Genomic DNA, 13,868 nt, shown 5'->3' with positions numbered 1-13,868 from the left:
TTGCTAACTTTCCCGAACTAATAAATAATCTACCAGTTCATAAAACGTATGTTTCTTATTGGTATCAACTCTTATTTTATTTAAATAATTTTTAGCTTGATCGGAATACGCTTTAACTAATTCTAAACAAGAATCTCCTACATTTAATTCGTTGAAAACAGCTAAAACTTCATTTACTTTATTTTCATTTTCTCCAGTAATAGTATACCAATAATTTAATTTATGTTTTTGTACTTCATCCGCTTTCTGTTGGGCTAAAACATATAAAATCGTTTTTTTATTTTCAACAATATCTCCCGCATGTTTTTTACCTACAGTTTTCTGATTTCCAAATACATCCAAATAATCATCCATCAACTGAAATGCGATTCCCAGAGATCGACCAAATTCATACATATTTTTTAAATCGTCAGGTTCTGCTTCAGCTATTAATGCACCCATTTTAAAGGCACAAGCACACAAAACAGCTGTTTTTCCTGTAATCATGTTTATGTATTCTTCAAACGAGACAATTTGTTGCTTTTCAAAATTCATATCATACTGCTGTCCTTCACAAACCTCTAATGCAGTTTGTGAAAACAAGCAAAAACATTTTTTAAATAAATGGGGCTCTAAATCTTCTAACATCTGAAATGAGATAACCATTAAAGCATCTCCCGATAGAATTGCGGTATTCTCATTATATTTTACATGAACTGTCTCTTGAGCTCTTCGTAAAGTTGCTTTATCCATAATATCGTCATGCATCAGAGAAAAATTATGAAAATATTCTATCCCCAAAGCTGGTTTAATTGCTTTTTCAATATTTCCGTCAAACAATTCACAAGACATTAATAAAATTATAGGACGAAGTTGTTTACCACCCAATGTTAAAATATAATTGATGGGATCATAAAGTTGGTGAGGGGGATTAGTTAAGTTATGTTTATTTATAGCATCTCTAATAATTGACCTATAGTTATCTAAAAAATGCATTTTTTCGTATTTTCCTATAATATGTTGTTACAAAGATAAGGTTTTGTAAAATATTCTTCCTACCCTTGTAAATAAATTTATTATCAATATTTTACATTTAATATTAAATAATTAAGTTTTTTTATCATTTATAAATATTATAAAAAGATAATTTTAAAATGAATACTATTTTAGAACTAGAAAATATAATTCCACAAAAAGAATTTGCAAAATTTTCAACACCTATAAATCTAAAAATAAAATCATCACAACATTGGGCATTCATTGGTCCTAATGGGGCGGGTAAATCTTTACTTATAGAAATTTTGTTAGGTAAATACGCTATAAAAGAAGGTAAAATTATGTATAAAAAAAAATGTAACAATTTATTCAATTATGTAAAAATGGTTGCTTTTAGAAATATTCATTCCCTTTCTAAAATACAAAACAGCTACTACCAACAAAGGTGGAACATGGGCTTAGATGATCAAACCCCTAAAGTTAAAGACCTTTTATTTAAGAATACTGATTTAAGATGGATGGAATACCTCATTTCCATATTCGGAATTGAAGATTTAATTGAAAAGAATGTAGATCTTCTTTCCAGTGGAGAACTCAGAAAATTTTTAATTATACAGGCTTTATCCTATCAACCCAAAATTTTAATATTAGATAATCCTTACATTGGTTTAGATACCAACGCCAGACAAGTTTTAGATCAAATATTAATTGATCTTAAAAATTTACATAACTTGCAAATTATACTTCTTGTTTCTGAAATTGCTGATATTTCTTCTATAATTACTCACGTTTTACCAATTAAAAACAAAACACTATTTCCTAGTTTACCAACTCAAGATTTTTTATTGGATAAAAAACTACAAAATGAGTTGTTCCCTTGTATCAAATATGACAAAAAACTTATTCCACCCTCATTAAATCAACCTAAGGATATTAATTATAAGTATGCTTTACAGTTGAAAAGCATAAATATTCGTTACAATAATCGAACTATTTTAAAAAATTTATCTTGGAAAGTTCAAAAGGGTGAAAAATGGGCATTATCTGGACCTAATGGCTCAGGAAAATCAACTTTATTAAGTGTGATTGCCGCTGATAATCCTCAAGCTTATGCTAATAATATCATTCTTTTTGATAAAAAAAGGGGAACAGGAGAAAGTATTTGGGATATAAAAAAACACCTAGGTTATATATCTCCAGAAATGCATTTGTATTATCAAAAAAATGTGAGTTGTTTGGAAGTGGTTGGATCGGGTTTTTTTGATACTATAGGATTATATAGAAAATGTGATAAAGAACAAGTAAGAACTTCCATACAATGGATGAAAACATTTGGAATAGAAAATCTTAAAAACTCTTCTTTTCTTACTATATCAAATGGAGAACAACGTTTAGTCTTATTAGCACGCGTATTTGTGAAAAATCCTTCATTGATAATTTTGGATGAACCCTTACATGGTCTGGATATGAGTAATAAATTTCGTGTAATACAAATTATAGAAGAATTTTGCGACTCAAACAAATCCTTGATATATGTTACCCATCAGAAAGAAGAATTACCGACTCTAATAAATCAAGAGTTCATCCTAACGAAACAATAATAAAATTCTATTTCCAAAAATCAGAAAATGTTTCATTTATAGATAAGGTAATCAACTGTATTGGAGAACATCTCCTCTCTAATGGCAATTCGATCTTTAGGATAATATATTTGTTTAGAGAGCATAGCTTATCAGATAGTGATAAAATTATAGAGCTTAAAAATCCGTGAGACGAATTTACATGTAGTAATGTAAGCAAGGTTATCATATTAAAAAGTTAAAACCATCTAATAATAGTCAACATCAATTAAACAAAGTAAAATAATTGCTAAATATTGACACAATTAAAGAAATGTAAAAAATAGCTTGATTTTAGTTGAAAATTTTTACTTAAATATAGAAACATATATCATAAACCAAATAAGTATTAATAAAAAAGTAAAAATAAAATAAGAATTATAAATAGGTTCATCCATCTTTAATTATATAATTATATTTAAAATAATTATTTCATTTAAAATTACCCTATTTGATAGTTATGCAAAACAATATAAAGTAAAAATATTTTTTATTAAATATATTTTGGCATTTAGAAAAATTATCATAATTTAGCGCCCAATTATAAGTAATAAAACGAATGTCATTGTTTACTAACATAATTAGCATTATTTTAATTCTGGGTCAAACTCAGGGTGAGTAATGCTTGTGTTGTAAATTATACAAAATATGAAAAGCCTTTCTCACTCTAAAGAGAAAGGCTTTTTAATGTTTTTTAGTCACAAAAAAGAAAAACGATACCAAAGATGGATAAATTATTCATTTTCGACACTACATTAAGGGATGGAGAACAGGTTCCGGGGTGTCAATTAAATACAATTGAAAAAATTGAAATTGCTAAAGTATTAGAAGAATTAGGGGTAGATGTCATAGAAGCCGGTTTTCCCATTTCGAGTCCGGGAGACTTTACTTCTGTAGAAGCTATTTCCAAAACCGTAACAAAACCTACCATCTGCGCTCTTACCCGTGCTGTAGAAAAAGATATAGAAGTAGCTGCCGAAGCACTCAAATACGCCAAGAAAAAAAGAATACATACAGGAATCGGAACCTCCGATTTCCATATTAAATATAAATTTAATTCCACTCGCGAAGAAATAATAAAAAGAGCAGTTGCTGCAACGACTTACGCAAAAAAATTTGTTGAAGACGTTGAGTTTTACGCAGAAGATGCGGGAAGAACAGACAATGAATACTTAGCCCAAGTAGTCCAAGCAGTTGTTAATGCGGGAGCAACAGTTATCAATATTCCTGATACTACCGGCTATTGCCTTCCTACCGAGTACGGAGAAAAGATAAAATACTTAATCGATCATGTAGATATGAAAAATGCCATCTTATCTACACATTGTCATCAGGATTTAGGAATGGCTACCGCTAACTCACTTATGGGGGTTATAAATGGAGCCAGACAGGTTGAAGTTACTATTAACGGAATTGGAGAACGAGCAGGGAATACTTCATTGGAAGAGGTTGTTATGGCTATAAAAAGCCATAAAGAATTAGGAATTGACACAAACATTAATACTAAGAAATTATACCCCGTAAGTAAAATGGTTTCCAGTTTAATGAACATGCCTGTACAGCCCAATAAGGCTATAGTGGGCAGAAATGCTTTTGCTCATTCTTCAGGAATTCATCAAGACGGTGTATTAAAAAATCTTTCTACCTATGAAATAATAGATCCTAAAGAAGTTGGGATAGACGACAATGCCATAGTGCTTACCGCTCGTAGTGGTCGTCATGCTCTTAAAAGCCGACTAAACACATTAGGAATTAAAGTAGAAGCAAATGAGTTAGCCAATATCTATGAACGATTCTTAGAGCTTGCCGATAAAAAGAAAGATATCAATGATGATGACCTTTTAATTTTAGTAGGAAAAGAACCTAATGAAAGTAGCCGCATAAAGCTCGATTATTTGCAGGTTACCTCCGGAAAAGGAATTAAAAATACAGCAATTGTTACCCTAGACGTGGCCGGTGAAAAATTCACTTCTACCTCCTTTGGAAATGGTCCTGTAGATGCAGCTATTAATACAGTAAGGGAAATTCTAAAAAAACAAATGACTATTCATGAATTTTTAATTCAAGCCATTAACAAAGGTAGTGATAACTTAGGAAAAGTTCACATGCAGGTAGAGTACAAGGGTAAAAATTATTATGGATTTTCAGCAAACACCGATATTGTAACTGCTTCTGTTGAAGCTTATATTGATGCTATTAATAAATTCACCATTTAATACTTATACAAACCAATTAAAAAGAGAATATACCATGAAAACACTTTTTGACAAAATTTGGGATGCTCATACGGTTACTTCTATACAAGATGGGCCTACCCAATTATATATAGATAGGCATTTTTGCCATGAAGTTACGAGCCCTCAAGCCTTTAATGGATTAAGAGAAAGAGGATTAAAAGTTTTTAGACCCTCTCAAACTACATTAACTGCCGATCATAATACACCCACTTGTAATCAAGATCAACCGGTAAAAGATCCTGTATCCAAAAAACAATTGGACACCCTTTCTAAAAATGCCGAAGAATTCGGACTTACCTTATATGCACTTGGGAATGAAAGAAATGGTGTAGTTCACATCATAGGGCCAGAAAACGGCTATACACAACCGGGGATGACCATAGTTTGCGGAGACAGCCACACCTCTACACACGGTGCATTTGGAGCCATTGCATTTGGAATTGGAACCAGTGAAGTGGAAATGGTTTTAGCTACTCAATGTATCCTTCAGAGCAGACCTAAAACAATGAGAATCAACTTCACCGGGTCATTGAACGAAGGAGTAACCGCTAAAGATTTAGCACTATATATGATATCCACCCTTACAACCGGAGGAGCTACCGGCTATTTTGTTGAATATGCAGGAGAAGCAATACGAAATTTAAATATGGAACAAAGAATGACTCTTTGTAATTTAAGTATTGAAATGGGTGCACGAGGGGGGTTAATTGCCCCTGACGAAACCACGTTTGAATATCTTAAAGATAAAGACTTTGCACCTAAAGGAAATAAATGGAATGAAGCAGTTGAATACTGGAAGACTTTGAAAACAGATGAGGGAGCTCTATTTGATAAAGAATATACCTTTGATGCTACTAAGATAGAACCTATGGTTACCTACGGTACTAATCCCGGTATGGGAGTATCCATAACCGGATCTATACCTACTTTAGACGGATTGGATGAAACAGGAAAAATTTCTTTCAAAAAATCATTGGATTACATGGGCTTTAATCCTGGAGAAAAAATGGAAGGAAAACTGATTGACTATGTGTTCATAGGAAGCTGTACCAATGGGAGAATTGAAGATTTTAGAACTTTTGCAAATTTTGTTAAAGGTAAGAAAAAAGCAGAAAATGTTACTGCTTGGTTGGTTCCTGGAAGTCATCGTGTAGCCCAACAACTTATAGACGAAGGTTTATATAAAATATTAGAAGAGGCAGGATTCGAAATTCGTCAGCCCGGCTGTTCTGCTTGTCTTGCTATGAATGATGATAAAGTTCCGGCAGGTAAATATGCCGTTTCCACAACCAACAGAAACTTTGAAGGAAGACAAGGACCCGGAGCCAGAACAATTTTAGCAAGTCCATTGGTAGCCGCCGCCGCTGCAGTAACCGGAAAAATAACTGATCCTAGAAAACTAAACTAATCCTTTAAAAAAACAAAATGGAAAAATTTAAAACAATAACATCCACTTATGTTCCACTACCTATTGAGAATGTGGATACAGACCAAATAATACCGGCACGTTTCTTAAAAGCAACTAATAAAGAAGGTTTCGGAGATAATTTATTCGCTGATTGGAGATATGATAAAAATGGTAATCCTAAACCGGATTTTGTTTTGAATAATCCAACATATAGCGGAACCATATTAGTTGCGGGAAAGAATTTCGGAAGTGGTTCCAGTAGAGAGCATGCTGCCTGGGCTGTATCCGGTTATGGTTTCCGCGCTGTTGTTTCCAGCTACTTTGCTGATATTTTTAAAAACAACTCCCTCAACAACGGTCTATTGCCTGTGATAGTAAGTCCTGAGTTCTTATCGGATCTTTTTGAAAATATTCATTCAAATCCAAAAAATACTATTACTATTGATCTCGAAAAGCAAACGATCACAAATAATAAAAATGGAAAAACGGAAATCTTTGACATTAACCCTTATAAAAAAGAGTGTCTTCTACAAGGACTTGACGATATAAATTATTTATTATCTAAAAAAGATAAAATTGAAGAATATGAAAAAAACCGTATTTTTCAATACTAAGTACGATCTCATCATCTCATATTTCTAAATAATGGTCTTATTAGGTATATCACATATCAATAATAAAACAATAGTATGATAGAAATTATGGATACCACTCTCCGTGATGGAGAGCAAACTTCCGGGGTGTCATTCTCTATGCAGGAAAAACTAAGCGTTGCCCGTCTACTTATAGATATGGGAATAAATAGATTAGAAATTGCCTCTGCTAAAGTTTCTGAAGGAGAATTTTTGACAGTCCAAAAAATAGCTTCTTGGGCCGATAATGCCGGACATTTAGATAAATTGGAAATATTAGGATTTATTGACCAAGGCATTTCCTTAAATTGGATAAAAAGATCCGGATGCAAAACGATAAATTTATTAACCAAAGGATCACTAAAACACGTAACGGAGCAATTACGTAAAACATCGGAACAACATGTAGAAGATATTAAGCGCGATATTTCTCTTGCACAATCGATGGATATATCGGTTAATATATATTTGGAAGATTGGTCTAATGGCATGATCCATTCCAAAGAACATGTTTTTTTCATGATCGATCACCTTAAGGATCTCCCAATCAAACGCTTTATGCTTCCTGATACATTAGGCATACTTAATCCTAATAATACTAAACTTTTTTGCACGGAAATAGTAAAACGTTACCCAAATATACATTTTGACTTTCATGCACACAATGATTATGATTTGGCAGTAGCCAATGTAATGGCGGCAGCAGAATCAGGTATAAACGGTATTCATGTAACCATGAATGGATTAGGAGAAAGGGCTGGAAATGCTCCATTGCCCAGTGTAATCGCAGTTCTTCATGACCAGATGAAAATAAAAACATCCGTTAAAGAATATATGCTAAATAAAGTAAGCCGAGTAGTAGAGACTTATTCAGGACTAAATATTTCTTCCAATCAACCGATAATCGGTGAGCATGTTTTTACCCAAACTGCAGGAATTCATGCCGATGGCGACAATAAAAACAATCTTTATTATAATGATCTGCATCCGGATAGATTTGGTCGAGTTCGAGAATATGCCCTAGGCAAATTATCCGGAAAAGCAAATATTAAAAAAAATATTGAAGCTTTAGGAATTGAATTGGATGAAAAAGATATGATTAAGGTAACCAATCGGGTCATTGAATTAGGAGATAGAAAAGAAATAATTACTCAGGAAGACCTGCCTTTCATTATTTCGGATGTATTAAACACCCATGAAAATGAAAAGAAAGTAAAAATACTTTCATATGCTTTAGTTTTAAGTAAAGGTTTACATCCTACTGCATCCCTACGAATGGAAATTGATGGAATAATATACGAACAAACAGCTTCCGGAGATGGACAATACGATGCCTTTTCTCAAGCAATCAGTCTCATATATAAAAAATTGAATAAGGCAAAACCTATTCTTACTAACTATAAAGTAATCATTCCGCCCGGCGGACAAACGGATGCTCTTGTCCAAACGGTTATATCTTGGAAATTAAATGAGTATGAATTTAAAACCAGGGGGTTGGATGTAGACCAAACCGAAGCAGCCATAAAAGCGACCGAAAAGATGTTGAATATAATTGAAAATCTACATTGAAATTTTTATTACATCAATAAAATTCATTTTTCAACTTATTCCAAATTAATAATTTCAATTGCTTAATTTATTCTGATATGAAAAGATATTTTCAAACTATGACCGAAACAAAGTATTACATAAATGTGTTATGAAACATTTTCATTCATTAGTTGATGTGATCAATGTTATAAAAAGCATTCCTATAAAGATAGAAATATTAATATTAAGAACATATATAAAATGAAATTAAATATAGCCATATTACCCGGAGACGGGATAGGTCCTGAAATTATAACTCAAGCTTTAGAAGTTACTAAAGCCATATGCACAAAATTTAATCATGAGCTTACCTATAAAGAAGCCTTAGTAGGAGCCATAGCTATAGACAAAACCGGTAATCCATATCCACAGGAAACACATAATTTATGTATGGATTCAGACGCTGTCTTATTTGGTGCTATTGGAGATCCTAAATATGATAATAATCCTTCGGCTAAAGTTCGTCCGGAACAAGGATTATTAAAAATGAGAAAAGAGCTTGGTTTATATGCAAATCTTCGTCCTATAAATACATTTCCTTCATTAATACATAAATCCCCACTAAGACCTGATCTTGTGGAAGGTGCAGATTTTATGTGTGTAAGGGAGCTAACCGGAGGATTATATTTTGGCCGCCCGCAAGGAAGAAGTGAAGATGGTAATACCGCTTACGATACATGCGTATATACCAGAGAAGAAATTGAAAGAATTGTTAGGTTAGCTTATAAACTAGCAGGACAAAGAAATAAAAAACTAACTATAGTTGACAAAGCAAATGTACTTTGTTCATCTCGTTTATGGAGACAAGTATCTCAAGAAATTGAGAAAGAATTTCCGGATATTGAAACGGAATATATGTTTGTAGATAATGCTGCCATGCAAATTATTCAATGGCCTAAGCGTTTTGACGTTTTAGTTACTGAAAACCTTTTTGGGGATATCCTTACCGATGAGGCTTCCGTTATAACCGGATCTTTGGGAATGTTACCTTCTGCATCAATCGGTATCCATACTTCGGTTTTTGAACCTATACACGGTTCTTACCCACAAGCTGCAGGAAAAAATATAGCAAATCCACTAGCAACTATATTGTCTGCCGCATTAATGTTTGAATATGCTTTTGATTTGAAAAAAGAAGGCGCACTAATCAGAAAAGCTGTAGATGCATCCATGGAACAAAAAATTGTAACTGAAGACATTGCATTCGACGGGAAAGCTTATTCAACCTTTGAAGTTGGAAATTGGATCGTAGATTATATTAAAAATTCATAGGTTAAAAATCCATTTTTTATTAATAAAAAGGGCTTCATTGTGAGGAAGCCCTTTTACCTCTAATTTGACTTTAAAAATTTGAAAAAATACAATCAACACTTTAAGGAATTCATAAACATAAAAGTTAATTACTATTTTAAAGTTATTAAATAAAATAAATACTGTATTTTAATTAATTATCATAAAAATATCGTTAAATTTTAGCCTAAGTTTAATATACAAAAAAATTACCCGCTAATAAATCAATACAATATAAATTGTAAACTTTAATTTATATTTTTATCATTAAATTATTATTTAGTTTCATCAAATATTATTTTATTAATAAATAATATTTGGACATTACAAAAAACTATCTTAATTTTGTCCCATTATTATAAAATACATACTTATAACCAATGTCTCATCGAAACTACATATTATTACTTCTTCTTATTCTGGTCAATGTTTATTAATCAGAGAAAGGGAGATAAGTAAAATTAATTGTAGTTATTAAAAATATTCATAAGCCCTTTCTCCCTATGAAAGAAAGGGCTTAAATTTTATAAAAGAAATAAAATAAACTAAAAAAATGAAATACCAGTTAAGAAGTCACACCAGTACTCATGGTCGAAGAATGGCTGGAGCCCGTGCTCTTTGGAGAGCAAACGGTATGCAAGAAGAACAAATGGGAAAGCCTTTAATTGCGATTGTCAATTCATTTACCCAATTTGTACCCGGACATGTGCATTTACACCAAATAGGACAGTATGTAAAATCAGAAATAGAAGCTTTAGGCTGTTTTGCTGCCGAATTCAATACCATTGCCATAGATGATGGTATAGCTATGGGACATGATGGAATGCTATATTCTCTTCCTTCCAGAGACTTAATTGCCGATAGCGTTGAATACATGGTAAATGCTCATAAAGCAGATGCCATGATCTGCATAAGCAACTGCGATAAAATTACACCGGGTATGCTTATGGCATCCATGCGATTGAACATACCGACTATTTTTGTTTCAGGTGGTCCCATGGAAGCCGGAGAATTAAATAACCAACATTTAGATTTAATTGATGCCATGATTAAATCTGCGGACACTACGGTGTCAGATCAAGAAGTTAATGCGATTGAACGATCTGCCTGTCCTACCTGTGGATCCTGTTCGGGAATGTTTACTGCAAATTCCATGAATTGTTTAAACGAAGCTATTGGGTTAGCATTACCCGGGAATGGAACAGTAGTAGCCACTCATACAAATAGAAAAAAACTATTTAAGGATGCAGCTGCCATGATTGTAAGAAATGCTTATAAATATTATCAACAGGGAGATAAATCTGTTCTACCAAAAAACATAGCTACTAAACAAGCTTTTTTAAATTCTATGGCTTTAGACATAGCTATGGGCGGATCCACTAATACTATTCTTCATTTATTAGCCATTGCCAATGAAGCTCAAGTAGATTTCACTATGGATGATATCGACGCCTTATCAAGAAAAATTCCTTGTCTTTGTAAAGTAGCACCCAATACAACTAAATATCATATACAAGATGTAAATAAAGCGGGAGGAATTATGGGAATTTTAGGTGAATTGGCAAAAGCTAATTTAATTGATACTTCGACTCATCGTATAGACGGATATACTTTAAAAGAAGCTATTGATAGATACGATATTACTAAGGAAAAACCTACCCAAGAAGCACTGGATTTATACAGATCAGCTCCGGGAAATAAATTTAACTTAATAATGGGATCTCAAAATTCTGTCTACCCTACTCTAGATACCGATCGATCTGAAGGGTGCATTCGTGATTGGGATCATGCTTATACTAAAGATGGCGGTTTGGCTATTTTAAAAGGCAATATAGCCTTAAACGGATGTGTAGTTAAGACTGCAGGAGTAGATGAAAGTATATTTAAGTTTACAGGCACAGCTAAAGTATTTCAATCTCAAGATGCTGCTTGTGAGGGCATCTTATCAGGAAAAGTTCAATCCGGAGATGTAGTAATTATTACCTATGAAGGTCCAAAAGGTGGGCCCGGTATGCAGGAAATGCTCTATCCTACCTCTTATATAAAATCCAAGCATTTGGGAAAAGAATGTGCATTAATCACGGATGGAAGATTTTCAGGAGGTACGTCCGGTTTATCTATAGGGCACGTTTCTCCGGAAGCAGCTGCCGGAGGAGCCATCGGTTTAGTAGAAGATGGCGATATCATTGAGATCGATATTCCTAATCGCACCATAAACGTCAAAATATCCGATGAAGAATTAGAATTTCGCAGAGAGCAAGAAAATTCAAAAGGAAATAATGCATTTAAACCGCAAAGGGATCGGAAAATTTCCAAAGCATTAAAAGCGTACGCAAGTATGGTTAGCTCAGCTGATTTAGGTGCAGTAAGAATAATATAATTAATGAATAAACAATAAGAATAAAGACTATGAATACTAATATATCAGGAAGTGAGGCCCTAATACAATCCTTACTTAAAGAAGGAGTAGATACCATATTCGGATATCCGGGAGGCGCTATTATGCCGGTATTCGACTCTTTATACGATTATAAAGATAAAATCAATCATTTTCTTGTACGTCATGAACAGGCGGCGGCTCATGCCGCACAAGGCTATGCCCGTGCAAAAGGAAAGCCCGGAATAGTTTTGGTAACTTCAGGTCCCGGAGCCACTAATACGGTGACAGGTATTGCAGATGCTATGATTGACAGCACTCCTCTTGTGGTAATATCCGGACAAGTATTATCCGGTCTATTGGGAAGTGATGCATTTCAGGAAGCTGATGTGGTAGGAATAACCAAACCTATTAGCAAATGGACATATCAAATACGAAATGCCGAAGATATTCCTTGGGCTGTAGCCAGAGCTTTTTATATAGCTAATAATGGTCGTAAAGGTCCCGTAGTTTTAGATATAACCAAAGATGCTTTGCAAGGGCAAATCGAATATTCTCCTGCAAAAATCAATTTTATCAGAAGTTATCAACCCATCCCGGATTTAAAACAAGAGGAAATCCAAGAAGCTGCAAAATTAATCAACGAAGCTAAAAAACCATTGGCTTTAATAGGTCAAGGTGTTATTTTAAGTGGTGCTGAAGAAGAACTTCAAAAGTTTTTGGAAAAAGCACATATTCCCGGTGCCTCCACTATGTTAGGGCTTTCAGCCATACCTACTGAACATGCTTTGAACGTGGGACTGTTGGGAATGCATGGAAACGTGGCTCCAAATGTTAAAACCAATGAATGTGACGTTTTAATTGCCATAGGCATGCGATTTGATGACAGGGTAACCGGTGATTTAAAAACTTATGCTAAACAGGCAAAAATTATTCATTTTGATATTGATCCTTCAGAGATTAATAAAAATGTAAAAACCCATGTAAAAGTTTTAGGCGATGCCAAAACTACCTTAGCAGAAGTAACTAAATTACTGAAAAAAAATAATCATACAGAGTGGTTAGAAAGTTTTAGAGAATATAACGAAAAAGAATATGAAGCCGTGATTAAAAAAGAATTGTATCCTGAATCCGGCAGCTTAAAAATGGGAGAAGTAGTAAGAAAGGTTTCTGAAGCTACCAATCATGAAGGAATATTAGTAACCGATGTGGGACAAAACCAAATGATGGGCGTTCGGTATTTTAAATACAAACAAAGCCGAAGCGTTATCACATCGGGAGGACTTGGTACCATGGGATTTGGTTTACCTGCTGCCATAGGTGCCAAAATAGCTGTTCCTGATAGAACCGTTTGCTTATTCGTGGGTGATGGTGGAATACAAATGACCATTCAAGAATTGGGAACCATTATGCAATATGATATTGATATTAAAATTATTATTCTGAACAATCATTTTCTCGGAATGGTACGCCAATGGCAAGAATTGTTCTTTGATAAGAGATATTCTGAGACACTCATGAAAAATCCAAATTTTGAAGCCATAGGTGAAGCTTACCATATAAAATCTAAAACCATAAGCAAAAGAGAAGAATTGGATCAAGCAATTGAAGAAATGATTAATCACAAGGGATCTTACTTATTAGATGTTCAGGTAGAAATACAAGGTATGGTTTATCCGATGATTCCGGCAGGTTCTTGCGTAACTAACATTTTATTAGGGGAAACTAACCAAATATAAA

9 protein-coding genes are annotated in these 13,868 nt (G+C 33.4%); 8 read left to right on the top strand and 1 reads right to left on the bottom strand.

Features of this window, described 5'->3' with window-relative positions; all coding sequences use genetic code 11:
• Positions 1-3 precede the first annotated feature (3 nt).
• On the bottom strand, positions 4-975 hold the full coding sequence (locus ASC36_RS08610; RefSeq protein ID WP_055426094.1) for a polyprenyl synthetase family protein: 972 nt from the start codon (positions 973-975) through the stop codon (positions 4-6).
• Positions 976-1,133: 158 nt separating this feature from the next.
• On the opposite strand from ASC36_RS08610, the gene ASC36_RS08605 reads away from it, so the two are divergent.
• The 8 genes from ASC36_RS08605 to ilvB all read left to right on the top strand — a co-directional run bounded on the left by ASC36_RS08605 (position 1,134) and on the right by ilvB (position 13,867).
• Entirely contained in the window at positions 1,134-2,576 is a 1,443-nt protein-coding gene (locus ASC36_RS08605; RefSeq protein WP_055426093.1) for an ATP-binding cassette domain-containing protein, read from the top strand.
• A gap of 743 nt (positions 2,577-3,319) precedes the next feature.
• A complete protein-coding gene (locus ASC36_RS08600; protein ID WP_055426092.1) occupies positions 3,320-4,810 on the top strand; it encodes a 2-isopropylmalate synthase in 1,491 nt (496 codons plus the stop codon).
• Between the two features lie 34 nt (positions 4,811-4,844).
• Positions 4,845-6,239 (top strand): 3-isopropylmalate dehydratase large subunit, encoded by a 1,395-nt coding sequence (gene leuC, locus ASC36_RS08595; protein ID WP_055426111.1) that lies wholly within the window; start codon positions 4,845-4,847, stop codon positions 6,237-6,239.
• A 17-nt stretch (positions 6,240-6,256) separates the two neighbouring features.
• Positions 6,257-6,853, top strand: coding sequence for a 3-isopropylmalate dehydratase small subunit (leuD, locus tag ASC36_RS08590; RefSeq protein ID WP_055426091.1), 597 nt, complete (start codon positions 6,257-6,259; stop codon positions 6,851-6,853).
• 75 nt (positions 6,854-6,928) lie between these two features.
• On the top strand, positions 6,929-8,440 hold the full coding sequence (locus ASC36_RS08585; RefSeq protein ID WP_055426090.1) for an alpha-isopropylmalate synthase regulatory domain-containing protein: 1,512 nt from the start codon (positions 6,929-6,931) through the stop codon (positions 8,438-8,440).
• Between the two features lie 222 nt (positions 8,441-8,662).
• A complete protein-coding gene (gene leuB, locus ASC36_RS08580; protein ID WP_055426089.1) occupies positions 8,663-9,733 on the top strand; it encodes a 3-isopropylmalate dehydrogenase in 1,071 nt (356 codons plus the stop codon).
• Positions 9,734-10,304: 571 nt separating this feature from the next.
• A complete protein-coding gene (gene ilvD / locus ASC36_RS08575) occupies positions 10,305-12,131 on the top strand; it encodes a dihydroxy-acid dehydratase (protein WP_055426088.1) in 1,827 nt (608 codons plus the stop codon).
• A 29-nt stretch (positions 12,132-12,160) separates the two neighbouring features.
• Positions 12,161-13,867, top strand: coding sequence for a biosynthetic-type acetolactate synthase large subunit (gene ilvB, locus ASC36_RS08570; RefSeq protein WP_055426087.1), 1,707 nt, complete (start codon positions 12,161-12,163; stop codon positions 13,865-13,867).
• Position 13,868: the final 1 nt, after the last annotated feature.

Origin of the sequence: Apibacter mensalis, from assembly GCF_001418685.1 — a bacterium.
GTDB lineage: Bacteria > Bacteroidota > Bacteroidia > Flavobacteriales > Weeksellaceae > Apibacter > Apibacter mensalis.
This window is presented reverse-complemented; position numbering and strand designations above follow the sequence as displayed.